At 67.3% G+C, this 24,958-nt stretch carries 26 protein-coding genes; 21 read left to right on the top strand and 5 right to left on the bottom strand.

Going from position 1 to position 24,958, the window contains the following annotated elements; genetic code table 11:
- Positions 1-436: 436 nt before the first annotated feature.
- The 13 genes from J2X09_RS23995 to J2X09_RS23935 are packed head-to-tail and all read left to right on the top strand — an operon-like array spanning position 437 to position 12,272.
- Positions 437-628, top strand: coding sequence for a Flp family type IVb pilin (locus J2X09_RS23995; RefSeq protein ID WP_204735336.1), 192 nt, complete (start codon positions 437-439; stop codon positions 626-628).
- A 21-nt stretch (positions 629-649) separates the two neighbouring features.
- Entirely contained in the window at positions 650-1,132 is a 483-nt protein-coding gene (locus tag J2X09_RS23990; RefSeq protein WP_204735335.1) for an A24 family peptidase, read from the top strand.
- 41 nt (positions 1,133-1,173) lie between these two features.
- Positions 1,174-2,133 (top strand): Flp pilus assembly protein CpaB, encoded by a 960-nt coding sequence (gene cpaB, locus J2X09_RS23985; protein ID WP_204735334.1) that lies wholly within the window; start codon positions 1,174-1,176, stop codon positions 2,131-2,133.
- Positions 2,134-2,165: 32 nt separating this feature from the next.
- Complete coding sequence (locus J2X09_RS23980; protein ID WP_204735333.1) at positions 2,166-3,551, top strand: type II and III secretion system protein family protein; 1,386 nt, start codon at positions 2,166-2,168, stop codon at positions 3,549-3,551.
- Positions 3,552-3,567: 16 nt separating this feature from the next.
- Positions 3,568-4,854 (top strand): CpaE/TadZ family protein, encoded by a 1,287-nt coding sequence (locus tag J2X09_RS23975; RefSeq protein ID WP_204735332.1) that lies wholly within the window; start codon positions 3,568-3,570, stop codon positions 4,852-4,854.
- Between the two features lie 6 nt (positions 4,855-4,860).
- The gene (locus tag J2X09_RS23970) at positions 4,861-6,177 is read left to right on the top strand and encodes a TadA family conjugal transfer-associated ATPase (RefSeq protein WP_204735331.1); all 1,317 of its coding nucleotides are present in this window, start codon (positions 4,861-4,863) and stop codon (positions 6,175-6,177) included.
- The gene (locus J2X09_RS23965; protein ID WP_204735330.1) at positions 6,170-7,114 is read left to right on the top strand and encodes a type II secretion system F family protein; all 945 of its coding nucleotides are present in this window, start codon (positions 6,170-6,172) and stop codon (positions 7,112-7,114) included. The genes J2X09_RS23970 and J2X09_RS23965 overlap by 8 nt, the downstream gene beginning before the upstream one ends.
- A 15-nt stretch (positions 7,115-7,129) precedes the next feature.
- Positions 7,130-8,059: a type II secretion system F family protein gene (locus tag J2X09_RS23960; RefSeq protein WP_204735329.1), complete on the top strand. Its 930-nt coding sequence runs from the start codon at positions 7,130-7,132 to the stop codon at positions 8,057-8,059.
- The gene (locus J2X09_RS23955; RefSeq protein WP_204735328.1) at positions 8,056-8,844 is read left to right on the top strand and encodes a tetratricopeptide repeat protein; all 789 of its coding nucleotides are present in this window, start codon (positions 8,056-8,058) and stop codon (positions 8,842-8,844) included. Before J2X09_RS23960 ends, J2X09_RS23955 begins: the two co-directional genes overlap by 4 nt.
- Positions 8,845-8,883: 39 nt before the next feature.
- Positions 8,884-9,192 (top strand): DUF3613 domain-containing protein, encoded by a 309-nt coding sequence (locus tag J2X09_RS23950; protein ID WP_204735327.1) that lies wholly within the window; start codon positions 8,884-8,886, stop codon positions 9,190-9,192.
- An 11-nt stretch (positions 9,193-9,203) separates the two neighbouring features.
- Complete coding sequence (locus J2X09_RS23945; protein ID WP_204735326.1) at positions 9,204-9,695, top strand: TadE/TadG family type IV pilus assembly protein; 492 nt, start codon at positions 9,204-9,206, stop codon at positions 9,693-9,695.
- On the top strand, positions 9,692-10,168 hold the full coding sequence (locus tag J2X09_RS23940) for a TadE/TadG family type IV pilus assembly protein (RefSeq protein WP_204735325.1): 477 nt from the start codon (positions 9,692-9,694) through the stop codon (positions 10,166-10,168). The genes J2X09_RS23945 and J2X09_RS23940 overlap by 4 nt, the downstream gene beginning before the upstream one ends.
- A gap of 10 nt (positions 10,169-10,178) precedes the next feature.
- A complete protein-coding gene (locus J2X09_RS23935; protein ID WP_204735324.1) occupies positions 10,179-12,272 on the top strand; it encodes a TadG family pilus assembly protein in 2,094 nt (697 codons plus the stop codon).
- A gap of 166 nt (positions 12,273-12,438) precedes the next feature.
- Here the strand turns inward: J2X09_RS23935 and lgt are convergent, their stop codons facing one another.
- Positions 12,439-13,239: a prolipoprotein diacylglyceryl transferase gene (gene lgt, locus J2X09_RS23930; RefSeq protein ID WP_204735323.1), complete on the bottom strand. Its 801-nt coding sequence runs from the start codon at positions 13,237-13,239 to the stop codon at positions 12,439-12,441.
- Between the two features lie 43 nt (positions 13,240-13,282).
- On the bottom strand, positions 13,283-14,209 hold the full coding sequence (locus J2X09_RS23925) for a LysR family transcriptional regulator (RefSeq protein ID WP_310309584.1): 927 nt from the start codon (positions 14,207-14,209) through the stop codon (positions 13,283-13,285).
- Positions 14,210-14,349: 140 nt separating this feature from the next.
- Here J2X09_RS23925 and ilvD point away from each other — a divergent pair, with 140 nt between their 5' ends.
- Positions 14,350-16,053 (top strand): dihydroxy-acid dehydratase, encoded by a 1,704-nt coding sequence (gene ilvD, locus J2X09_RS23920; RefSeq protein WP_204735321.1) that lies wholly within the window; start codon positions 14,350-14,352, stop codon positions 16,051-16,053.
- A 16-nt stretch (positions 16,054-16,069) separates the two neighbouring features.
- Here the strand turns inward: ilvD and J2X09_RS23915 are convergent, their stop codons facing one another.
- Positions 16,070-16,315, bottom strand: coding sequence for a TIGR04438 family Trp-rich protein (locus J2X09_RS23915; protein ID WP_204735320.1), 246 nt, complete (start codon positions 16,313-16,315; stop codon positions 16,070-16,072).
- Between the two features lie 123 nt (positions 16,316-16,438).
- Here J2X09_RS23915 and J2X09_RS23910 point away from each other — a divergent pair, with 123 nt between their 5' ends.
- A complete protein-coding gene (locus J2X09_RS23910; RefSeq protein ID WP_204735319.1) occupies positions 16,439-16,753 on the top strand; it encodes a c-type cytochrome in 315 nt (104 codons plus the stop codon).
- Between the two features lie 82 nt (positions 16,754-16,835).
- Here J2X09_RS23910 and acs read toward each other — a convergent pair whose 3' ends face one another.
- Entirely contained in the window at positions 16,836-18,830 is a 1,995-nt protein-coding gene (acs, locus tag J2X09_RS23905) for an acetate--CoA ligase (protein WP_204735318.1), read from the bottom strand.
- Positions 18,831-18,978: 148 nt separating this feature from the next.
- Between acs and J2X09_RS23900 the strand changes: the two genes are divergently transcribed.
- Positions 18,979-19,581, top strand: a complete 603-nt coding sequence (locus tag J2X09_RS23900) for a YqhA family protein (protein WP_204735317.1) — start codon at positions 18,979-18,981, stop codon at positions 19,579-19,581.
- Between the two features lie 3 nt (positions 19,582-19,584).
- On the opposite strand, the gene J2X09_RS23895 is transcribed toward J2X09_RS23900, so the two are convergent.
- Complete coding sequence (locus tag J2X09_RS23895; RefSeq protein ID WP_204735316.1) at positions 19,585-20,529, bottom strand: LysR family transcriptional regulator; 945 nt, start codon at positions 20,527-20,529, stop codon at positions 19,585-19,587.
- A 246-nt stretch (positions 20,530-20,775) separates the two neighbouring features.
- Between J2X09_RS23895 and J2X09_RS23890 the strand changes: the two genes are divergently transcribed.
- Genes J2X09_RS23890 through J2X09_RS23870 form a run of 5 tightly spaced genes read left to right on the top strand, consistent with a single transcriptional unit; the run spans position 20,776 to position 24,956 of the window.
- Positions 20,776-21,636: a transporter substrate-binding domain-containing protein gene (locus tag J2X09_RS23890; protein WP_204735315.1), complete on the top strand. Its 861-nt coding sequence runs from the start codon at positions 20,776-20,778 to the stop codon at positions 21,634-21,636.
- A 35-nt stretch (positions 21,637-21,671) separates the two neighbouring features.
- Complete coding sequence (locus J2X09_RS23885) at positions 21,672-22,349, top strand: amino acid ABC transporter permease (protein WP_204735314.1); 678 nt, start codon at positions 21,672-21,674, stop codon at positions 22,347-22,349.
- 36 nt (positions 22,350-22,385) lie between these two features.
- Complete coding sequence (locus tag J2X09_RS23880; protein WP_204735313.1) at positions 22,386-23,324, top strand: dihydrodipicolinate synthase family protein; 939 nt, start codon at positions 22,386-22,388, stop codon at positions 23,322-23,324.
- Positions 23,321-24,094 carry an amino acid ABC transporter ATP-binding protein gene (locus J2X09_RS23875; protein ID WP_204735312.1) on the top strand — a complete coding sequence of 258 codons (774 nt, stop codon included), beginning with the start codon at positions 23,321-23,323 and terminating at the stop codon, positions 24,092-24,094. The genes J2X09_RS23880 and J2X09_RS23875 overlap by 4 nt, the downstream gene beginning before the upstream one ends.
- 7 nt (positions 24,095-24,101) lie before the next feature.
- On the top strand, positions 24,102-24,956 hold the full coding sequence (locus J2X09_RS23870; protein ID WP_204735311.1) for a phytanoyl-CoA dioxygenase family protein: 855 nt from the start codon (positions 24,102-24,104) through the stop codon (positions 24,954-24,956).
- Positions 24,957-24,958 lie beyond the last annotated feature (2 nt).

The following is a 24,958-nucleotide window of genomic DNA, read 5'->3' as shown; positions in this document are numbered from 1 at the left end:
TGAAACGCCAAAGCCAATTACTGGACGGTCCAAATAGCCCTCTTTCCTTCATTATCAGGACGCCATGCCGATAGCCTTCATACCCAGGGAACGCCACCATAAAGTCCTTTCAACACAAGCACATACACAAGACTTGTGAAGATGGTTGGAAGATGTAATGAATTCTCGGAAAACGGTGTAGGGAAAGCTGGATCGGCCATCCAGAACGTAATACCTTGGCACACAGTCAATAGGAGGTTGAATTATCGAAAAGACGCATTGGTCATCGCTGATTTACCGGCCGACGATGAGGTCCAAGGGACTAATTGATTTCAACAACGGTAATACGCTGGCACCCAGGGCGCCAGAAAAGTGAATACATCGGGGCCTATATGACCCCGATGACAGTCCATCCAAAGTTCTCGTTTTTTTGTCAGGTTTTCTCAAGGAGCTCTCCATGAACGCACGCATCACCCGCTTCCTCCGCGACGAAGAAGGCGCCACCGCCATCGAGTACGGGATCATTGCCGGCCTGATGGCCGTCATCCTGCTGGCCGTCTTCAACAGCGACGCAGGCGTCCGCGGCACGCTGATCGAAATCTTCGATCACGTGAAGACCGTCGCGACCACCGGCGCGACCACGCCCTGAGCCCGCCTCCCGGCTACCGCCATGAAGCTGGCCCTGCTCATCTGGTTGCTCGCGGCCATCGTCCAGGACGGCCGTGAGCGCCGGGTACGCAACGGCTTTGTGCTGACCGGTGCCGCACTGGCGCTGCTGGCCGTGGCGCTCGATCTGCAACCGTTCGGACTGCGCGGGCCCGAGGTTTTGCTGGGGGGTGCTGTCGCTTTCGGCGGCCTGCTCTGTTTCTATGCCTTCGGGCTCATGGGCGCGGGCGACGTGAAGTTCGCGGGCGCCCTCGGCCTGTGGGTGGGCATGCAACCGCTGCTGCCCATCTGGGTGGTTGCCAGCCTGCTGGCCGGGCTGCATGGCCTGCTCTGGCTCGTGCTGCAACGCTGGCACGTCGCACCCCGCCTGGCCCTGGCGTTGTCCGGCCGGCCAGGAGACCATGGCCGACGGCCCCGCCCGATCCCCCTGGCCGCCTACCTCGCCGTCGCGACGATCGCCTTCATGGCGTCTGGCCTGGGCACCTGAGCCATTGCGACACCGATCCACCCTTCACATCCCACAACGCCATGATCCGCTTCTCCAAAATCATCGCTGCCGTCCTGGTGTTGCTGGCCCTTCTGCTGATCGGCTACGCCTGGCTGCTCAGCCGCCAGCCTCCCCCACCGGTGGCCACACCGCAGCCGCACGCCCAGCCTGCGGCCGCCGAAGCCACCTTTCCCGTGGTCGTGGCCACCAGGCCCCTGCCCGCCGGACAGGCCATTGACGCCAGTGCCCTGCGGGTGGCGCAACTCACCATCAACCCCGGCGGCGCCTTCATGGCGGTGTCCGAAGTGGTGGGCCGTGTGCCGGTCTTCGATCTGGGCGTCGGTGCTCCGCTGCTCGAGAACCAGCTCGTTTCGGGTCTGTCCATGCGGCTCGAGGTCGGCGAGCGCGCTGTCGCGGTGAAGGCCGACGAAGTCATGGGCGTGGGCAACAACGTGCGCCCGGGCGATTTCGTGGACGTTTTCTTTGCCCTCAAGGCCGACGGCAAGGATGTGGAACGCAGCCAGTCCCGCCTGCTGCTCTCGCGCATGCGCGTGCTGGCGTTCGGCAGCGCGTCGGTGGACGGCATGCCCGCCAGCGCCGAAGGCCGGGGCAGCCAGCGAGCCCAACCCAACAGCAACCAGCCGGCGCGCACCGCGGTGCTGGCGGTGCGCGTGGAAGACGTGAACCGCCTGGCGCTGGGCGAAGCCCATGGCCGCCTGCTGCTGGCCCTGCGCCATCCGAACGACACCACCGAGCCGGATCCTTCGCTGTTCAGCGAACTGCAGACCGCCCTGCAGCCGCGCGGCGCGCCCGTGGCCCCCATCGATCGCGCGCAAGCCGGCCTGACCACGCAGGACCTGGCGGCCGGTGGCAGCGCGTCCAGCCACCGCCGGCCACCCCCCATCAGCGTGGCGGCCCGCCCGGTGCTGGCCGCCGCCCTCCCCGCCGGCCATGAGGTCGAGATCATCCGCGGCGACCGCCGCGACACCGTGCGCTACTGAGCCCACGCGCCACAACCACCAGGTGCCCCGCCATGTCCAAGCCCACTTCGCACCCCGCACGGACCCCTGCACAAACGCCGTCGCGCTGGCCTCGTCTGGTGCTGCTGGCGGGCTTGTTGATGACGGCATCTTCCGGGGGCCTGTTCGCGCAACCCGCTGGCACCCTCACGGCCCCATCCCGTGCCGCGCAGCAGCTCAGCCTGGCGGCGGGCACGCAGCACGAACTGGTGATCGACAAGGGCGTGGACCGCATTGCCATCGCCAACGAGCAGGTGGCCTCGGTCATGGTCACGCGCAAGTCGCGCGGTGCCTCGGGGGCACCGGCGGCCCGGCTCATCGTCACGGCCAAGGCGCCAGGCACCACGTCGATGCTGGTATGGGAACGCGGCAGCGACACCGCCACCACCTACAACATCGACGTGCAGCGTGGCGGCGCGGTACTGCAGGGCAGTTTTCCCTCGGTCACGGAACACCAGCTGGCGCGCGAGTCTGCGCTGGCCACGCAGCCCGACAAGGCCCCGCTGGCCGACCGCTCCACCATCGACGTGAAGAGCCACAGCGTGCAGGTGGAAGTGCGGATCGTGGAGTTCAACAAGCGCGTGCTCAAGCAAGCCGGCCTGAACATCTTCAGCACCGCGCCCAACCGGCATGGCTTCAGCTTCGGCGTGTTCTCGCCCAGCTCGCTGAATTCGTCGACCTTCGAGCCCAACGGGGTCATCAAGGGTGAGGCCACCTCGCCACTTGCGCAGGCCTTCGGTCTGCTGATGAGCTTCGGCAAGGCCAACATCGGCATCAATCTCGGGCTGCTCGAAGGCAATGGCCTGGCTCGCGTGCTGGCCGAGCCCACGCTGGTCGCCCTCTCGGGGCAGAGTGCCAACTTCCTCGCCGGCGGAGAGATTCCGGTACCGATCGCGCAGGGGCTGGGCACCACCAGCATCGAATACAAGCCGTTCGGCATCGGGCTGACGGTGTCGCCCACCGTGCTGTCCAACCAGCGCATCGTGCTCAAGGTGGCGCCCGAGGCCAGCGACCTGGACTACACCAACGCCGTGACGCTCAACGGCGTGGCCGTGCCCGCGCTCACCACCCGCCGCGCGGACACCACGGTGGAACTCGGCGATGGCGAAAGCTTCGTGATCGGTGGCCTGGTGAGTCGCACCACCACCTCCAGCGTGGACAAGGTGCCCATGCTGGGCGACCTGCCGGTGCTGGGCACGGTGTTCAAGCGTCAGGATTTCCAGCAGAACGAGCGGGAACTGGTGATCGTGGTGACTCCCCATCTCGTGAAGCCGCTGGCCCAGGGCACACAGGTGAACGCCGCGCTGCCAGGCGCGGGCGAGCAGCGCGACCCCGCGTTCTGGCGCAGCTTCCTGGTCGGCAACGGCGCCGATGACGCCCTGCCCGGCTTCTCCCGATGAACATCGACCCAACGCCATGACCAAGATGCCCCCACCACTTCAAGCCAGCGCCCAGGGCCACAACGTCTACCTCTACGCGTCGGACAACGGCGAGCACGCGGGCTGGCTGAATGCGGCGCTGGGCGACCTTGGCCATGTGACCACCGTGGCGCTCGACGAGGGTGCGCTGGGCGAACGCATCGCGTCCGCGCACCCGCGCTCCGTATTCCTCGACTTCTCCGGCGCACAGGCGATGCGCAGCACACGCCTGGCCGCCGCCTTGCGGCGCGACTGGCCCGAACTGCTGCTGATCGGCACCGGCCACGCCACCGAAACCAACACCACGCTCACCGCGCTTCGCGCAGGCGTGGACGATTTCCTCGACCTCGACGGACCGACCAGCGAGGTGCTGCCGGTGCTGCAGGACCTGATGGCGCGCCGCCAGGGGCTGCGCTCGCCGCAGGCCAAGGGCCGCACGCTGGCGCTGCTGGGCGCGCGCGCCGGGTTGGGCGTGAGCACACTGGCCTGCAACCTGGCCGCCCTGCTGCAGGCACAACGTACCATCACCCTGAGCCGGGTGCCGGGCCGCGCGCCGCAGCGCCAGGGCGTTGCCCTGCTCGACCTGGGCCTGCCCGCGCGCGACGACCTGCTCTACCTCGGCCTCAAGAGCGAGTTCAGCTTCGTCGATGGCGTGCACAGCATGCACCGTCTGGACGCCACCCTGTTGCAGACCGCGCTGGCGCAACAGGCTGGCGGACCGGCCGTGCTGCCGCTGCCGTCGAGTCTGGCGCAGATCCGCGAGATCTCGCATGCCGAGTCCGTCTCGCTCATCCAGCGCCTGAAAGACTTCTTCGATGTGCAGATCGCCGATCTGGGCGGTTTCACCACCGTCGACTTCGTGGCACAGCTGGCCAGCAACGCCGACCAAGCCTGGGTGGTGTGCGACCAGAGCATCGGCGGCATCGTGTCCACCGCCGCGTTGCTGCGCGAGCTGCGCGAACGTGACGTCAACATGCAGCACCTCTCGCTGGTGGTCAACAAGTTCGAGCCGTTCGTGAACCTGCCGGCGCTGGACATCGCCAACCAACTCGGCCTGCCACTGGCCCACGTGCTGCCCGCGCGGGCCAGCGCGCTGCTGGCGGCGTCCTGTCAGGGCCGGCTGCTGGCACACACGGGTCGCAACGACCCTTACGTGCAGGCGGTGGGCCAGATGGTGCGCGGGCTGGTGCCGTGGATCGATGGCAGCGCATCGTCGGACCGGGAGGAGCCGCTGCGCACACCGCGCATCGCCCAGATGCTGAACAAGTGGATTCACCGGGGGTAAACGGTCATGACCACCAACGTCGAATTCTCGGACACGCAGCACGTCTTCCTGAACTCTGCCGAGTTCCAGACCGTCAAGACCTTCATCCACGAACACCTACTCAACCGCATCGAGGAACTCGGTGCCGAATTCGGGCGGTGGTCGCGCAGCTCGGTGCAGCAGTTCGTGAACCTCGAATGCGAGAGCCAGGTCCGCCTGCACCGGGTGCCGATCAACGCCCGCGAAACGCAATTGCTGGCCGACGCGCTGACCAAGGAGTTCGCCGGCTTCGGGCCACTCGAGGACCTGCTCAACGACCCTGCCGTGGAGGACATCCTGATCAACGGCAGCAAGCAGGTGTACGTGTCGCGGCACGGCCTGCTGCAGAGAGAGCACCTGCACTTCACCGACAACGAGCACCTGATGCGCATCATCCGGCGCATCCTCGCGCCCATCGGCCGCCGACTGGATGAGTCCAACCCCATGGTGGACGCACGGCTGAGCGACGGTGGACGCATCAACGTGGTCATCGAACCCCTGGTCATCAACGGGCCGGCGGTGTCCATCCGCAAGTTCCGCAAGGACCCGCTCAGCCCCGAAGACCTGTTCCGTCTGGGCACGTTCGACCAGGCCATGGGCCACCTGCTCGAGATGGCGGTGCGCTCGCGCTGCAACATCCTGGTCAGTGGCGGCACCAGCTCGGGCAAGACCTCGCTGCTCAATGCGCTCGCCAATTTCGTGCCCGACACGGAACGCGTGGTCACCATCGAGGACACCGCCGAACTTGCGCTCAACCATTCGCATGTGGTGCGGCTGGAAAGCCGGCCCGGAGGCTACGACGGTTCGGGCAACGTGGCGATCCGCGACCTGCTGCGCAACAGCCTGCGCATGCGCCCCGACCGCATCATCGTGGGTGAGGTGCGCGGCGGCGAGGTCATCGAGATGCTGCAGGCCATGAACACCGGGCACGACGGCTCGATGGGCACGATCCACGCCAGCTCGCCGCGCGAGTGCCTGTACCGGCTGGAAATGCTCGCGGGTTTCGCCGGCTACCAGGGCAGCGAGCTCAGCCTGCGCCGCCAGATCGCCAACGCGGTCGACTTCATCGTGCAGATCGGCCGCCTGCCCAACGGTTCGCGCCGCATCCTTTCCATCAGCGAGGTGACCGGCCTGAACGACAGTGTGGTCGCCATGCAGGAGCTGTTCCGCCACGAGCCACAGGTGCTGCCCGACGGCGAAGAACGCGACCGCTGGATTGCCATGGGCGTGGCACCGCACTCGCCCAAGATCGCCCGCCTGCGGCAGAACCTGCAGGCCCAGGCGAAGGGGCATCTCGATGTCTGAAGGCAGCTTCATCTCCCTCGCCGTGGCGCTGCTGCTTGCCGCTGCCGGCCTCCTGCTGTGGGATGCCTCGGTGCGCCGCCAGCGGCGCCTGGAGGCCCAGCGCCAGCTGGCCGAAAAGATCGACCCGCAGCCGTCCAACCCCATGCCGCACGGCTCGCTGCGTTTCGGAGCACCACCGCCCCTGGTGCCCGCCGGCGCCGTCGCCCGCAAGCCGGCCATCCGCCTGCCGGGCTGGCTGCTGGGCGCCGTGTCGCCGGGCGCGTTGATCGGTGGCTGCGCGGCCATCGCCATCGCGGGGGGGGCCGCCGCGCTGTTGTCGGGCGCGGTCAGTGCGCTCGGGCTGCTGCTGATGCTGCTGATCGGAGGCGCGTTCGCGGTGTGGTTGCGCGTGCAGTCGATGCGGCGGCAGATCATCCGCCAGTTGCCCGGCTTTCTGGACGTGATCGTGCGCCTCATCGTCATGGGCAACTCCACCCAGGCCGCCTTCCAGACCGCCGTGGCGGGCACCAAGGCACCGCTGCGCGCGCACATGGACAACGCCTCAAGCCTGGTGAGCGCGGGCATGGACATCGACCAGGCGCTGCTGCAGGTGGCGCGCAAGGTGCGCATCGAAGAGCTGTTCCTGCTGGCCTCCATCCTCGGTCTGGGCGTGCGCTATGGCGGCCGGTCCGACCTGCTGCTTGAACGCGTGGCCCACTTCATGCGGGACCGCGAGGAAGCCGACCAGGAACTGGTCGCCATGTCGTCCGAGACGCGCCTTTCGGCCTGGATCCTCGGGCTGCTGCCCATCGTGGTCGGCGGCGCGATCGTCACCACCAATGGCGACTACTTCGCCCGCATGTGGACCGACCCGACGGGCCAGGTCATGGTGGTGGGCGCGCTCGCGCTGCAGGCATTCGGCGGCCTGCTGCTGTACCGGCTGGCACGGCTGTCCTGACAAGGGAGTACCGGCATGAACACCTTGCAGCTCTCCATCCTGGCCCTGCTTCTGCTGGCATTGGCACTGGCCACCGTGGCCGGCCTGCTGCTGCACCGCCATGCGCAGCGCAACGCCGCCACCCAGGTGATCCAGCGCGCGCTGGGTGAGAACGGCACGCCGGTCCATGTCCTGCCCGACGAACTGGCCTTCGTGCGCGACAACGAACGCGCCAGCCATTGGCTGGAGAGCCGCGTGGGACGCCTGCTGGTGGCCGACGAAGACCGGAAGCTCATCCAGCAGTGCGGCCTGCCCAGCGTCCGCACCCAGCTCGGCCTGCTGATCTCGCGCGCCGTGCTGGCGCTTGGCCTGCCGGTGCTGATCCACCTGGCCTGGGGCCACACAGCGAATGGTCTCCTCTGGTCGGCCGCCGGTTTTGCCCTGGGATTCATGGCCCCCAAGTGGTGGCTCAGGCACCGCGCCAGTCGCCAGTGCGAGCGGGTGGGCCATGAACTGCCGCTGTTCGTCGACATGGTGGGCCTGCTGCAAAGTGTGGGCTTGAGCCTGGACCAGAGCCTGAAGGTGATCGCCAACGACTTCCAGCATGTGATGCCGGTGATCGGCGCCGAGGTGGCCCGGGCCAACCGCCAGTACAGCCAGGGCCGCACGCGCGAGCACGCCTACCAGCGGATGGCGAGCCTGCATGGCAACCAGCACCTCATGGACTTCGTCACCCTGATCAACCAGGTGGACAAGCACGGTGGCGCCGTGCAGGAACCCATCCGCCAGTTCAGCGAGCGGCTGCGTGTGCACCGCAAGGCGGGCATGAAAGCCCTCATCGGAAAGATCACCGTGAAGATGACCGTCGTGATGGTCACCACCCTCCTGCCCGCGCTGATGATCGTCACCGCGGGCCCCGGCTTCCTCGCCATCATCCGCTCCGTCGGGAGCATGACCGCACGATGAACACCACCGCCCAACTTCTGTCCCTGCGCCGCACCTGCGGCCGACTCCTTGTCGCCGCCAGCGCCCTGGCGCTCGGCGCCTGTGCCTCGTTGCCCGATGCGGCCCAGGCCGAGGCCGCGCAGGCCGCCTCGCGCGAACCCAGTCTGGACAACCAGCCCACCTACCTCGCGCTGATCCGGCAGATGCAGGGCAGCGGCATGTGGTTCGCCTCGCTGGCGCACATCGACGCGCTCGAGCAACGCTGGGGGGTGACCCACGAGACGCGCCTGCTGCGGGCCGATGCCCTGCGGCAGACGGGGCACCAGGCGGCCAGCGCAGCGCTCTACCAGAAGCTGCTCGACACACCCGAGCGCGCTTCGGCCTACCGCGGGCTGGGCCTGCTCGCCGGCGCCAGCGACGACTACGCGCGCGCCGCCGAGATGTTCGAGAAGGCGCGTCAGGTGCTGCCGGCCGATGGCCTTCTGCTCAGCGACCTCGGCTATGCCCTGCTGCGCGCGCGCCGCTTCGACGCGGCCCGCCTGCCCGTGCTGCAGGCTGCCCAGCTGCAGCCCGCCAACCCCAAGGTGCGCAGCAACCTCGCGCTGTACCTGCTCACGCAGGGCCAGACCGATCAGGCGCGCCAGGTGATGGACGAAGCCCGATTCAATGGCGCCACGCGCCAGGCCATCGAACAACTGGCGCTGGAACTGGCCCCGCCGGTCCAGGCCTCCAGCGGCCCTGCGATCCACACCGGCCTGCGGATGAGCTCCATGCTCACCAGCCCCCCGGCACTGGCCACACCCTGATCTGTCACACCTGAGCTGTCACACCCGCAAGGAGGCCCCATGAAAACGCGACACAAGCGCCTGTTCCACTGCCTGCCTCTCCTGGCCGCGCTCACCGCCGCTCCGGCGCTGTGGGCCCAGGCCACGGCCGCGCCGCAAACACCCCAGGCCCCGGCGGCTGAACCAGAGGTGCGCGTGGGCGATGCCACCCACAGCCTGCTGCAGCGCCAGCGCGAAGGCCGCGAGGCATCTCCCTACGCCCGGCCGATCGATGGGCGCGTGGCCGACCTCAGCCACCAGCGCTATCTGAAGAGCTTCGAACAACCGGTGCCACCCTGGTTCAACTCGGGGCTGGGCCAGAAGAAGTAAGGCCCACGGCCATGTCCCCGTACCACCGGTGCCGCCGCCGTCGCTCGCAGCGCGGCGTCTATGCCATCGAGTACGCCATGGCTTTCCTGCTCTTCTTCGGCCTGGTCTACTCGATCATCTGCTACAGCATCGTGTTCACTTTCCGCTTCGGGTTGCAGAACGCCGCCGAAGACGGTGCGCGCGCGGCGTTGCGTCATCAGACCAGCCTGGCCGCGCGGCAGCTCAAGGCGCAGGAAGTGGCCGAGCAGCGCTCGCTGGGCTGGAAGCCCGCCGACGCGGTGCTCACCATTCCGTTGCCTTCGATCTGCCAGACCGGTTCGGGCAACTGCCTGCAACCCGCCGGCACGCTGGCCTGCGACACCAGCTGGGCGCAGCGCTGCCATGTCAGCGTCACCGTGCGGCTGAGCGACCTGCACCGCGTGTTGCCGCCCTTCCCGGCGTTTGCGCTGCCGGACGAGCTGGTGGGCGAGGCGCATGTGCTCCTCGATGGGAGCCGGCTGTGAATCGCACCCTGAAGGGCGTCCAGCGCGGCGTGGCCGCCATCGAGTTCGCCTTCGTGATGCTGGGCCTGCTGCTGGCGTTCTACGGCATCGCCACCTTCGGCCTGGTGCTCTACACCCAGCAGGCGCTGGCGCGCGCGGCCGCCGATGGCGCACGCGCGGTGCAGATGTTCCCGCAGTTGCGCACCGCCACCGGCCCCGAGCTCGCCACCGCGCGCAGCCACATCGAAACCGTGGTGTGGGACTCGCTGGCCGGTTCGATCATCGTGCCGCTGGCCCACAGCGACACACCGGCCAACCGGCGTGCCTGGCTGGCGCAGACCATGAACATCGACGTCACCACGCCCACGACCACCCTCACCGTCACGGTGACCTACCCGTACGCGGCGGGCCGCCTGCTGCCCTGGGTGCCGATGTTCGACACGAGCCAGTGGATGCCCGCCACGCTCACCAGCCGCGCCACCGCCGCGCTCTAGGAGCAGACCCATGTCCGCCCTGCGCCAACGACAGTCCGGCTCCATCGTCATCAACACGGCCATCGCCCTGAGCCTGATCATCATCGCACTCATCGGCACGGAGCTGGGTTACCTGTTTGTCGTGAAGCGCGAGCTCCAGAAAACCGCCGACCTCGCGGCCGTCGCGGGGGCCACGGCGGTGCAGCCGGCCGATTGCACGGCGGCCCGTGCCGCCACGCTCGCCAACGCCGCGCAGAACCTCGCGGGGTTCACGACGGTGGCCACCTGCGGCCGCTGGGATCCGGCCCAGGGCACCGAACGCAACTTCGCGGCCGACCAGACCGCCTACAACGCGGTGCACGTCGTCATCTCGGGCACACCGCCTCCGCTGCTCGCGTTCTTTCCCGGCCAGCGCAGCCTGCAGGCCGAGGCCGTGGCCGCCGCCACCGACCCGCTGGCCTCCTTCTCCGTGGGCAGCACCCTGCTGCGCACGGGCAGTTCGCTGCTGGGCGACATGCTCAAAGGCATCGGTCTCGATCTCACCGGCACATCGCTGGTGGGCTACGACGGCCTGGCCCAATTGCAGATCACACCGGCGGGGCTGCTGCAGGCGCTGAACATTCCTGTGGCCACCGACATCGGCGTGGGCGAACTCAACACCCTGCTCGCAGCACAGAACGTGCAACTGGGCACGCTGCTCGACGCCATCGTGACGCTCGCCGGTCAGGACAGCCTGCTGGTGTCCAACGTGTCCCTGCTCAACGCCGTGGTGACACGGGTGGGCGCACCGAACCTGCAGGTGCAGCTCGGCAGCCTCGCCAGCGGCCCATCGGGTCTGTTCGCCGAAATCGTCGCACCGGGCGCCAGTGCCTCCTCCGCACTCAACGTGGGCGTGAACGCACTCGATCTGCTGCATTCGTCCATTGGTGTGGCCACGCAACGCCATGCCGTGAACGTCTCCGGCCTGAGCCTGTCCAGTCTGGTGAGTGCGAGAACGGTGCTGATCGAGCCCCCCTCGATCGCCATCGGCGGTGTGGGGGCCACGGCCTACACGGCGCAGCTGCGCACCTGGGCCGAGATCGACACCGGCAACCTGCCGGTGATCGGGCACATCGCGCGTGTCAGGCTGCCCATCATGATGGACGTGGTGAACGGCCGTGGCACGCTCACCCAGATGTGCACCCCCGCGCTGCGCGCCCCGAACGGCACCGAGCGCGCAGCGATCGCCGTGGACGCGTCCATCGTCAAGGTCTGCGTGGGCCGACCGGGCGCGAACCCGGCGCAGGAGAACGAGATCTTCTCCACCAGCGCGAGCTGCGACCAGAACCTGGCCGACGAAGACCTGCTGCGCATCGGACTGCTCGGTGTGAACCTCGTGAGCCTGCGCACCCATCTCGACCTGGATGCCCTGCCCCAGCAAAGCAGCGTGACACTGGCGGCCGGCGAAACCGCCACGGTGGGCAACGACCTGCTGCTGGGCACCACGGTCAGCAACATCACCAACGCCTTGCTGGCCACCCTCCTGGTGGAAACGCTGGACCGGGGGCCGACCCTCTCGCTGTCGCAACGCCAGGCCATGGCCCAGAACCTGTGGAACGCCGAAGGCGCTGCCTGCACGACACGGACCTGCCGTGTCAACCGGCTGACCGCCATACAAACCGCGATGCAGAACAGCACCTCGGGCCTGGGCGACTTCCTCGGTGGCCTGACCAGCGAGGTGCTCGCACTGCTCAACAACACCCTGGCGCTGAACGTGCAGGGCCTGTTGGCGGGCGTGGGCAATCTGGTGGGCGGGCTGCTCACGAGCCTGGGCGATGTCCTGGGCGCGGTGCTCGGCGGGCTGATCGGCGGTTGCACCGCCCTCATCGGCTCCAACGACGCGGCCTGCGTCAGCGGCATCGCCAGCAGCCTTGATGGCAACTCGTCGGCCGGTGGCGAGACCGTGCCCAACGCCATCACCTCACTCACCAGCTACCTGCTGCAGGTGCTGCGCCCGGTGCTCGATGCGGTGGGCACCAATGTGCTCACCCCCCTGCTGCGCGACGTGCTCGGACTGCGGCTGGGTGAAATCGACGTGAACCTGAGAACCCTCAACTGCCAGGCCCGGGCCCACCTGGTGTATTGACCGCAGAGACACGCCTCCCGGTCGCGCCGGAGCGCAATCCGCCACATGCGAAGGAACCTCCCCCAGGGGCACCGAGGGTCCGGCTCCGCCGGCCCCGGGGTGCCGTCCCCCTCCCTGCCGAAGGCGCCAGAGAGGGTGAAGCCGCGAAGCGGCGCAGGGGGTGGCTTTACGGCTTTTTCCCGAACCACCACCACATGAAGGCGCCACCCAGGATCATGGGCACACAGAGCCACTGGCCCATGCTCATGCCCAGCGACAGCAGGCCCAGGTGGGCATCGGGCTCGCGGAAGAATTCGGCGATGAAGCGGAACACGCCATAGCCGAAGAGGAACACCGCCGATACCTGGCCGCGCGCGTGCTCCTTGCGCGCATAGAACCACAGCAGCACGAACAGCAGCAGGCCCTCCATCAGGAACTGGTAGACCTGCGAGGGGTGGCGCGGCAGGTCACCCGCTCCACGGAACACCATGCCCCAGGGCAGTGACGGGTCGGCCACGCGGCCCCACAGCTCCCCGTTGATGAAGTTGCCCAGGCGCCCGGCGGCCAGACCGGTGGGCACGCAGGGCGCCACGAAGTCCATCACCTGCATGAAGGGGCGCTGGCGGCTGCGTGCGTACCAGACCATGGCCAGCATGACGCCCAGCAGGCCACCGTGGAAACTCATGCCGCCCTGCCACACCGCGAAGATCTCCAGCGGATTGGCCAGGTAGTAGGCGGGCTTGTAGAACAGGCAATAACCGATGCGGCCACCGGCCACCACCCCCAGCACACCGAGAAAGAGGATGTCCTCCACGTCGCGGCGCGTCCAGGGGGGTTGGGTGATGTTCGCGAAGGGCGGGTGCCGCAGGCGCGCGTTCGCCAGCAGCAGGAACAGCCCGAAAGCCAGGAGATAGGTCAGCCCATACCAGTGAATGGCCAGGGGGCCGATCTGCAGGGCAACGGGGTCGATCTGGGGATGTTGAAGCATGGGCGCATTGTGGCAGGGCCTGGTTGCAGCGCCGGGGCCCGGCCTATTCGGCCTGCCGCGCTCCTTGCGCGCGCGCGAAATCGATGAAGTGGGTCAGCGCGGGGCTGACGGCGTCCGCGTGCCAGACCAGGCTGGTCTCGCACGCCGGCACCGTGCGACCCCGTGAAGCCCGTGGGCTGCGATAGACGACCCCGGGGCGCTGGAACTGCCGCACGCTCTGCGGCACCCAGGCCAGGCCCAGGCCGGCGGACACGAGGTTCACGATGGTCTGCATCTGGATGGCCTCCTGGGCCACCAGCGGTGCCCGGCCGGCGGCGTGGTACAGCGCGAAGATCGCGTCGTGCAGCGTGGGCAGGATGCGGCGCGGAAAGATCACCAGCGGTTCATCGAGCAGCGCGACCAGTCCGGGGTGCTGCTGCGCGGCCAGCGGATGCGACTCGGGCAGGGCCGCCACCAGCGGTTCGCTCGCCACGCGCGCCTGCGCGAGCCCCGGCGCCATCAGCCCGGGCGAGTGCAGCATCATGCCGGCGTCCACCTCGCCACGCGACAGCAACTCCAGCTGCACATCGCCCGTGGCCTCGATCAGTTCCAGCGCCACCTGCGGCCAGCGCTGGCGGAACGCGCGCACCCAGCGGGGCAGCAACTCGAAGCCCACGGTGGACACGAACGCCAGTCGCAGGCGCCCCAGTTCGCCAGCGGCGGCCGCGCGTGCCAGCTCGGGCAAGGCCTGGGCGCGGGCCAGCAGGTCGCGCACCTCCGGCAACAGGGCTGCGCCGGCCGGCGTCAGTGCCACACTACGGCGGGTTCGGTCGAACAGCCGCACACCCAGGGCCTCCTCCAGCCCGGCAATCGCCTGGGTGAGCGGCGGTTGTGTCATGTGCAGCCGTGCCGCGGCGCGCCCGAAGTGCAGTTCCTCCGCCAGCACCACGAACTGGCGCCACAGACGCAATTCAATGCGCAACGATTTCATGGCCTCATTCATATGCCAGACATATTACTGAAAGCCGCCAAACCAATTGGAAACGGCACCGGGCCTGACGCATACTCGCGGCTGGCCTCCGCCCGGCAGCCGGCCTGCCGCCCTCCCCCGACCCACGAATAAAACCTCCCATGGCAGACAACAAGACCATCTCCATCAAGCCCATCAACAGCCGCAGCGCCAACATCACCGAAGGCAAGTCGCGCGCGCCCAACCGCTCCATGTTCTACGCCATGGGCTACGAGGAAGGCGACTTCAAGAAGCCCATGGTCGGCGTGGCCAACGGCCACAGCACCATCACGCCCTGCAACAGCGGCCTGCAGAAGCTGGCCGATGCGGCCATCGCCGGCATCGAGGAAGCCGGCGGCAACGCCCAGGTGTTCGGCACGCCCACCATCTCCGACGGCATGGCCATGGGCACCGAGGGCATGAAGTACTCGCTGGTCAGCCGCGAGGTGATCTCCGATTGCATCGAGACCTGCGTGGGCGGCCAATGGATGGACGGCGTGCTCGTGGTCGGCGGCTGCGACAAGAACATGCCCGGCGGCATGATGGGCATGCTGCGCGCCAACGTGCCAGCCATCTACGTCTATGGTGGCACCATCCTGCCGGGCCGCTACAAGGGCCAGGATCTGAACATCGTCAGCGTGTTCGAGGCCGTGGGCCAGAACGCCGCCGGCAACCTGAGCGACGAAGACCTGCGCGAAATCGAAATGCGCGCCATTCCCGGCTCGGGCTCGTGCGGCGGCATGTACACGGCCAACACCATGTCCAGCGCGTTCGAGGCGCTGGGCATGAGCCTGCCGTATTCGTCGACCATGGCGAACCCGCACGACGAGAAGCAGAACTCGGCCCGAGAGTCGGCCAAGGTGCTGATCGAGGCGATCAAGAAAGATCTGAAGCCCCGCGACATCGTGACCAGGAAGGCGATCGAGAACGCGGTCGCGGTGATCATGGCCACCGGCGGTTCGACCAACGCCGTGCTGCACTTCCTCGCCATCGCGCACACGGCCGGCGTGGAATGGACCATCGACGACTTCGAGCGCATGCGCAAGAAGATCCCCGTGATCTGCGACCTGAAACCCAGCGGCAAGTACCTGGCCGTGGACCTGCACCAGGCCGGCGGCATCCCTGCCGTGATGAAGGTGCTGCTGGACGCAGGCCTGCTGCACGGCGACTGCATCACGATCACCGGAAAGACCATTGCCGAAACGCTGGCCGACGTGCCGCCGCTGCGCGCCGACCAGGACGTGATCCGCCCCATCGACAAGCCCATGTACGAAGAAGGCCACCTGGCCATCCTCAAGGGCAACCTCTCGCCCGAAGGTGCGGTCGCCAAGATCACCGGTCTGAAGAACCCGGTCATCACCGGCCCGGCACGCGTGTTCGACGACGAGCAATCGGCGCTCAAGGCCATCCTGGACGGCAAGATCGTCGCCGGCGACGTGATGGTGCTGCGCTACCTCGGCCCCAAGGGCGGACCGGGCATGCCGGAAATGCTGGCACCCACCGGCGCCCTCATCGGCGCGGGCCTGGGTGAGAGCGTGGGCCTGATCACCGATGGCCGCTTCTCCGGCGGCACCTGGGGCATGGTGGTGGGCCACGTGGCACCCGAGGCAGCGGCTGGCGGCACGATCGCTTTCGTGCACGAAGGCGACTCGATCACCATCGATGCACACGAACTCAAGCTGGAACTGAACGTGCCCGAGGCCGAACTGGCCAGGCGCCGCCAAGGCTGGACTGCCCCGGCACCGCGCTACACGCGGGGTGTGCAGGCCAAGTTCGCGTTCAACGCGGCCAGTGCCAGCAAGGGCGCCGTGCTCGACAACTACTGAAGCGACAGAGCGAGACTCAGCGCGAAGGCCGTTTGGGCTTGATGCCCAGTGCCTCGCGCTGCTTGTCGATGCGGTTCTTCTTCTTCTGCTCCATCTTCTCCATCGCCTTGCGCTTGGTGTAACCGGAGTAGTCCGCCCAGGCCCACCACGCGGCCGCCATGGCGAAGGGAGACAGCACCCACCACCAGGACCATTCGGCCACCACACCGAACTCCATGGTCTTCAGCAGCGACAGGACGAGACCGGCGATCAGCAAATACATCACAAACTCCCGTAAAGGCCCCGTGAAGCGGGCAAGAAACTGTAACCGTTCGTTTCCCTGGGAATGTGGCTCGGTAGAATCCCTTGCGTGACACTCTCTTGCATTCACTCAGAAGGACACCCCATGAAACGCGCTCTCCTGATTATGGCCGCCGTGACGACGCTGGCTGCCCCGGCCATCGCCGACGAAGCACTCGCCAAGGCCAAGAATTGCATGGCCTGCCACGCCGTCGACAAGAAGCTGGTGGGCCCTTCCTACAAGGACGTGGCCAAGAAGTACGCGGGTGACGCCAAGGCGGTGGATCTGCTTGCCACCAGGATCGTCAAGGGCTCCGAAGTGGGCAAGGGCAACTGGGGCGCCGTGCCCATGCCGCCGAACCCGCAGGTCAGCGAAGCCGACGCCAAGAAGCTGGCGGCCTGGGTGTTGAGCATCAAGTAAGCGCCCCGCTTCCCCATGAAAAAACCCGCTGGCCTCCAGCGGGTTTTTTGTTGCCCGGACGCGGGGCGTGCGCCCATTGCGGTCAGTTGTTCTCCGCCAGCTGCTCCAGGATGGCCGGGTTCTCCAGCGTGGAGGTGTCCTGCGTGATGGCCTCGCCCTTGGCGATCGAGCGCAGCAGGCGGCGCATGATCTTGCCGCTGCGGGTCTTGGGCAGGTTGTCGCCGAAGCGGATGTCCTTGGGTTTGGCGATCGGGCCGATCTCCTTGCCCACCCAGTCGCGCAGTTGCTTGGCAATGGCCTTGGCCTCGTCCCCCGTGGGGCGTGCACGCTTGAGCACGACGAAGGCGACGATGGCCTCGCCGGTCACGTCGTCGGGGCGGCCCACCACCGCGGCTTCGGCCACGAGGTCGGTCTTGCCCACCAGGGCGGACTCGATTTCCATCGTGCCCATGCGGTGGCCCGATACGTTGAGCACATCGTCGATACGCCCGGTGATGCGGAAGTAACCGCGATCGGCGCTGCGCACCGCACCGTCGCCGGCGAGGTAGTAGCCCTTGAGCTCTTCAGGGAAGTAGCTCTTCTTGAAGCGCTCGGGGTCGCCCCAGATGGTGCGGATCATCGAGGGCCAGGGCCGCTTGACGACCAGGATGCCGCCGGAGCCATTCGGCACGTCGTTGCCGGCTTCGTCCACGATGGCAGCGGCAATGCCCGGCAGTGGCAGCGTGCACGAGCCCGGCACCAGCGGCGTGGCTCCCGGCAGCGGCGTGATCATGTGGCCGCCCGTCTCGGTCTGCCAGAAGGTGTCCACGATGGGGCAGCGCTCCCCGCCCACGTGCTTGTAGTACCACATCCAGGCTTCGGGGTTGATGGGCTCGCCCACGGAACCCAGCAGGCGCAGGCTGGAGAGGTCGGAACGCGCGGGGTGCACCTTCTCGTCGCTCTCGGCGGCCTTGATCAGCGAACGGATGGCCGTGGGCGCGGTGTAGAAGATGGTGACCTTGTGCTTCTCGATCATCTGCCAGAAGCGGCCAGCGTTCGGGAAGGTCGGCACGCCCTCGAACACGATCTGCGTGGCACCCGCGGCGAGCGGGCCGTAGGCGACATAGGTGTGGCCGGTGATCCAGCCGATGTCGGCCGTGCACCAGAAGATGTCTTCGGGCTTGAGGTCGAAGGTCCAGTTCATCGTGAGCCGGGCCCACAGCAGGTAGCCGCCCGTGCTGTGCTGGACGCCCTTCGGTTTGCCGGTGGAGCCCGAGGTGTAGAGCACGAACAGCGGGTGCTCGGCACCCACCATCTCCGCCGGGCAGGTGCTCGACTGGCCGGCCATGGCGTCGTGCATGAAGGTGTCCCGCCCTTCCACCATGTTGCAGGCAGTGGGCGTGCGCTGGAACACGATCACGTTCTTGATCGAATCGCAGCCGCCCATGGCAATGCCTTCGTCCACGATGGCCTTGAGCGGCAGCTCCTTGCCACCGCGCAACTGGTAGTTGGCCGTGATCACGGCCACGGCACCGGCGTCCTGGATGCGTTCCTGCAGTGCCTTGGCCGAGAAGCCCCCGAACACCACGCTGTGCGTGGCACCGATCCGGGCGCAGGCCTGCATGGCCACCACGCCTTCGACCGTCATGGGCATGTAGATGACGACACGGTCGCCCTTCTTCACGCCGCGCGCCTTGAGCGCGTTGGCAAACTGCGAGACCTTGCCCAGCAGCTCCTTGTAGGTGACCCTGGTCACGTCGCCGTTGTCGGCCTCGAAGATGATGGCGGTCTTGTTCTCGACCGGAGTGCCCATGTGGCGGTCCAGGCAGTTGTAAGAGGCGTTGAGCTCACCGTCCTCGAACCACTTGTAGAAGGGCGCCTTGGAGCTGTCGAGCGTCTTGGTGAAAGGCTTGCTCCAGGTCAGGTTCTCGCGGGCGAGACGGGCCCAGAAGCCTTCGAAGTCCTTTTCGGCCTCGGCGCACAGCGCCTGATAGCCCTCCATACCCGACACACGGGCCGCCTTCACGGTCGCCGCAGAGGGCTCAAAGACGCGGTTTTCGACCAGGGTGGATTCGATCGTCGACGAAGACGCTGACATGAATGTCTCCTAAATGTTGTGGGCACATGACAGGCCGGGACTGTGCTCAAGCGCTCTTACGAGTCTCTTACAGGACAGGCCGCAGACCTACAATACCGCCTGCCGACTGGCCGCCCATCCCGGGCGCTCGGCCATTGTGTCACCTCCCATGAGCGACCCCGTCAAAGTCCAAGCCCCGATCCGGGCACTCCCCAACCTCATCTTCGCCAGCCGCTGGCTGCAACTGCCCCTCTACATCGGGTTGATCGCCGCGCAGGCGATCTACGTGTTCCACTTCTGGGTCGAACTGGTTCACCTCATCGAGGCCGCCTTCGGCAGCGAAGTCGCCCTGCAGAAGCTGATCACGAGCATCGGCTACAAGAGCGACGTAGCCCTGACCGGCCTGAACGAGACGGTGATCATGCTGGTGGTGCTCGCGCTGATCGACGTGGTGATGATCTCCAACCTGCTCATCATGGTGATCGTGGGTGGCTACGAAACCTTCGTCAGCCGCATGCACCTGGAGAACCACCCCGACCAGCCCGAATGGCTGAGCCATGTGAACGCGTCGGTGCTCAAGGTGAAGCTGGCCACCGCCATCATCGGCATCAGCTCCATCCACCTGCTCAAGACTTTCATCAACGCCGCGAACTACGACGTGAAGGTGCTGATGTGGCAGACCATCATCCACGTGGTGTTCCTGCTCAGCGCCATGGCCATCGCCATGACGGACCGCCTCATGGCGCACACCGCGCCACGCGACGAGCACTGACCCTCAGGACACGCCGGGCGTCGCCGTCCGGGTGTCCAGGCGCGCCTGCAGGAACTCGCGCGCCAGCTCAAGAAAGGCTTTCGTCATGCGTTGTACCGGCCGGTCGCGCAGCACCAGCGCGCAGACCTTGATCGGCACGCGCGGGCTGAACCGGTGCACCGAGTAACCGGGTTGCGGACGGTGCCGCGCGGTGAGTTCGTCCACGAAACCGATGCCCAGCCCCTGCTCCACGAGCGGCGCAGCCACATTGGAAAAGCGCGCCTCGATGACCGGGCTGTAGTGCTCCCCGAAGCGCTCGAACGCGGCGTCCAGCAGGATGCCCAGCGGGCTGCCGGAGGCCGGTCCGATGGTGTCGCGGCCATGCACATCGAACGGCGTCAGCACCGGCATGTTGGCCAGGGGGTCGTTCGGTGGGCAGATGCACATCAGCTCGGACTCGATCAGCACCTCGCGCACCAGGCTCGGCCGCGATGGCGGGCGCATCGCCACACCGATGTCCGCGCTGCCACTCTCCACGCTTTCCACCAGCTCGTCCATGCGCACCGTCTCCAGCGCGATGCGCACATCGGGGTGTGCGTCCTGCAGCAGGCGCAGCACGCCCGGCACCAGCATCTGCGAGAGCTCGGCGGTGGAGGCGATGCGCAGCACACCGGCGCGCCCGGTGCGCAGGTCCCAGGCCTTGCGCTGGATGGCCTCGTGCAGGCGGAACAACGGCTCGGCGTCGGCCAGCAGCAGTTGCGCATCCGCCGTCGGTTGCAGGCGGTTGCTGATGCGGTCGAACAGGGCCACGCCGACCTTGGTTTCGGCCAGCTTGATGGCGTTGCTCACAGCGGGCTGTGACATGCCCAGTTCTTCAGCGGCGCCGGTGGTTGTGCGGTAGCGCATCACGGCGCGCAGCACCTCGAGCTGGCGCAGGTTGATCAGGGTCTTCGTGGCGGGGTTGGTCATGTTTGCGGCGGTGCACACCGCCTCGGTTCGGTGCAATCTCTCGCGAAACATGCACCAGGTTGGAAAACGTGCGCGCCAGAAAGGGGTGGTGCGCCGTTCTGGTGTGCGCCATGCACCATGGAACGCATATACCGTGCCCTTATAGTCGCGCCCCTCAACTGAATTGAAGACCGGTCATTGCCAGACTTATTCTTGGGTCCACTTCCTGCTCACTCCCGACAGGCAGATCCAACGAAAGGTCCCACCGTGTTGTCATTCACCCGCATCCGCTCAGCCCTCGCGCTGGCCCTCATCGCCGGGGGCGCCGCCTTCGCGCCCCTGTCCGCCAGCGCCCAGGCCTGCAAGCCCGTGGTCGCCGTGGCGCCTTCCGAACTGGTCGAGGCTGGCAAGCTGACCTTCACGACCAACCCGACCCTGCCCCCGATGCAGTACGTCGACAGCACCGGCAAGCTGCTGGGCATGAACATCGACCTGGGCGACGAAATCGCCAGGCGCCTGTGTCTGACGATGAACTTCGTGCGCATGGACTTCCAGGCCCAGGCCCCCGCCCTGCGCGGCGGCCGTTCCGACGGCATCCACACCGGCATGTTCTGGACCGAAGAGCGCTCCAAGGCCATGTTCCTGGTGCCCTACGGCATGACCGGCCTGGATCTGGTGGCCGCGCCGAACAGGAAGATCACCCTGGCATCGGCCGATGAGATCAGCGGCTTCGCCATCGGTGTGGAAGCCGACTCCTACATGGAACGCTGGCTGCGCGACCGCCAGAAGGCCAACGAAGCCAAGGGCGCCAAGCCGATTCGCATCCAGGCCTTCCCGACCACCGCCGACGCCATGGCGGCCCTGCGCGCCGGCCAGGTCGACCTGATCGCCCCGCCCGACTACACCGGCAAGGACTATGTGCGCAAAGGCCAGGCCAGCATGGCCCTGGCCAGCCAGGGTGGCACCCCCACCGCCATGGCCTTCCGCTCGCGCCCGCTGGCCGAAGCCATCGCCACCGTGCTCAACGGCATGGCGCAGGACGGCACTTACGACAAGCTGTTCGACAAGTACGGCGTGACCAAACTCGCCGACCGTCCGTTCGCGATCCGCGGCCCGGGCCCGAACTGATACAGGGTCTGCGTTCCTGACAAGCTGACACGCGCATGGAAATCTTCAACTTTGCCGCTTTCGCCGGCTATCTCACCAACCAGTTCCTGCTCTGGGGCGCCGGTGTCACCCTGGGCATGACGGTTGCCGCTGCCGCGGGGGGCCTGCTGCTGGCCCTCGTGCTGGCGGGCATGCGCATGTCGAGCAACGTGGCGCTCTCGCAGATCGCTCGCTTCTACCTGTGGGTCTTCCGCGGCACGCCGCTGCTGATCCAGCTGGTGATCATCTATTCGGGCATGCCCCAGCTGGGGCTGCGCCTGGGGGTGCTCGAATCGGCGCTAATCGCGCTGATCCTGAACGAGGCGGCCTACATGTCCGAGATCGTGCGCAGCGGTTTCATGGGCGTGGCCAAGGGCCAGCGCGAAGCCGCCGACTCGCTGGGCCTGCCCAGCTGGCTGGTGGTGTGGAAGGTCACGCTGCCGCAGGCCTTCCGCCTGATGATTCCACCGCTGGGCAACTCCATCAACGGCCTGCTCAAGGCCACCTCCATCACCTCCGTGATCTCGATGGAAGAGCTCATGCGCCGCAGCCAGATGGTGATGCAGGAGCACTTCCACGTGCTCGAAGTCTTCGGTGTGGCCGCCATCTACTACCTGGTCATGACCACCGCCTGGGGCTTCATCCAGGAACGCCTGGAACGCCGCTTCGGCGCCTCCACCGCCCATGCCCGTTGAGCGGTGTCTCACGCAGTCTTTTCTTCGCGCCTTGCCATGACCCCACTTCTCCTGGGCGGCGTCACCGTCGCCACGGTGCTCCCCTTTCTGCCGGACGGCGGCATCGACTGGCCTGGCTACGCCCACCTGCTGTCGTACGCCGCATCGCCGGCCTCCACCCACGCGGTGTTCGTCAACGGCCACGCGGGTGAGAGTTCGGCCCTCACCGCCGACGAACGCAGCGAGGTGATCCGCTTTACCCGCCGCCACCTGCGGCCAGGGCAGAAGCTGGTGGCGGGCATCGTGGCCGAGACCACGGAAGACGCCGTGCAACAGGCCCGCGCGGCCAGCACGGCCGATGCCGACGTGCTGACCGTGTTCCCCCTCCCGCCCTCGCCCGCCCGCACCGATGCCGAGGTGCTGCATCACGTGCAGGCGATCGCCGACGCCAGCGGCTTGCCACTGGCGCTGTTCCAGTACCCCATCGGCTCCGGCGCGTCGTACAGCACCGCCCTGCTCACGCGCCTGGCCACGCTGCCCAGCGTGGTGGCGGTGAAGGAAGGCAGCGACACCATGACGCTGTACGAAGACAACTGGCGCGCCATCCGCCTCGCGAGCGCCAAGGTCGCGGTGCTGCCGTCGAATTTCGACTGGTTCCTCGCCCAGCTCGCCGTGGGTGGCCACGGGCTGCTCTCGGGTCTGGCCAGCCTGGTGCCGCAGCAGCTGCACGAACTGTGGACCGCCAGCGAGCGCAACGACCTTGCCACCATGCGCGCCGTGAGCGACCAGCTCTACCCACTGGTGCGCGCCATCTACGCCCTGCCGCGGCCGCACATGTACGCCCGCATCAAGCTGGCGTTGTGGCAACTCGGCGTGATCGCCTGCCCGCTCTCGCGCATGGTGCGCGAACTGCCGGGCGACGACGCCACCCGCATCGCCGCCGCGCTCGCGCAGGCCGGCATCTCTTCTCCCTCCACCACCAAGGCCACCGCATGAGCACCGCAGCTGCACCCGCCACGGACGGCAATGCCGAACCCATCATCCGTCTGACCAATGTGCACAAGTGGTACGGCGAGTACCACGCGCTCGACGGCGTGACCCTGCAGGTCAAGCGCGGCGAACGCGTGGTGATCTGCGGCCCGTCGGGCTCGGGCAAGTCCACCCTGATCCGCTGCATCAACCGCCTGGAGGACCACCAGCGCGGCCACATCCACGTCAACGGCATCGAGCTCAACAACGAGTCGAAGAACGTCGTGGCGGTGCGCCGCGAGGTGGGCATGGTGTTCCAGCAGTTCAACCTGTTCCCGCACCTCACCGTGCTGGAGAACCTCGTGCTCGGCCCGATGTGGGTGCGCAAGATCAGGCGCCCCGAAGCCGAGGCGCGCGCCATGCACTTTCTCTCCCGCGTGCGCATTCCCGACCAGGCCCACAAGTACCCCGGCCAGCTCTCCGGCGGGCAGCAGCAGCGCGTGGCCATCGCGCGCTCGCTGTGCATGCAGCCGCAGGTGATGCTGTTCGACGAGCCCACCTCGGCGCTCGACCCGGAAATGATCAACGAGGTGCTCGATGTCATGACGGAACTTGCCTCGGAAGGCATGACCATGATCTGCGTCACGCATGAAATGGGCTTTGCCCGCAAGGTGGCGGACACGGTCGTCTTCATGGACAAGGGCCAGGTCATCGAAGTGGCGCCACCCTCCGAATTCTTCACACGACCGCAGAGCGAGCGCACCCAGCTGTTCCTGAAGCAGGTCATGACGCACTGAAAGACCCATGCAAACCAGCTCCCTGAACGATGACCATCGGATGCAACACTACGCGCGCGACGGTTACGCCTTCCCGATCCGCGCCATGGACGCCGGGCGCGCCCTGCACTACCGCCGCCAGCTCGAGGCCTCGCAACAGGCCCTGGGCGGCAAATTCGAAGGCAGGTACACGCTCAAGCCGCACCTGCTCTTCCCCTGGCTGACGGAGCTCGCCACCGAAACCACGGTGCTCGACCTCGCCGCGCGCGTGATCGGCGAGGACATGCTGCTGTGGTCCACCGAGTTCTTCATCAAGCAGCCCGGCGATGAGCGCTTTGTCTCCTGGCACGTGGACGACACCTACTGGAACATCGCCCCGGTCGAACAGGTCACGGTGTGGATCGCGCTGTCGGACATCGGCCCGGAAAACGGCCCGCTGCGCTACATCCCGGGCAGCCACGTCGAAGAGCGCCTGCCCGTGGCCACCGACGAGAGCGAAGGCAACATGCTGATCAGTGGCCAGACGGCCCAGGGGGTGGACGAATCGCGTGCGGTCGACGTGTTGCTGCGTGCGGGTGAAGTGGCGCTGCACGACGGGCGCACGCTGCACGCGTCCGGCAAGAACACCGGCACGGATGCCCGCATTGGTATCGCAGCGCGCTTCATTCCACCGCATGTGCGCTGCACCGCCACGCGCGAATCGGCGCTGCTGGTGCGCGGCACCGACCGCTTCAAGCATTTCGACCACGAGCCCCGCCCGGTGACCGAGCGCGACGCCGCTGCGCAGGAGGCCCACGCACGCGCTGTGGACCTGCGCATGAAGGCCATGTACAGCAGCCAGATGGAGAAGCGAAAAGCGAAGCAGGCGGCGGCTGCCGCCTGAGG

This window comes from Hydrogenophaga laconesensis (genome assembly GCF_031457235.1).
Classification (GTDB): Bacteria; Pseudomonadota; Gammaproteobacteria; order Burkholderiales; family Burkholderiaceae_C; genus Hydrogenophaga; species Hydrogenophaga laconesensis.
The sequence above is the reverse complement of the archived record's forward strand: the minus strand, read 5'-3'. Positions and strand labels throughout refer to the sequence as shown.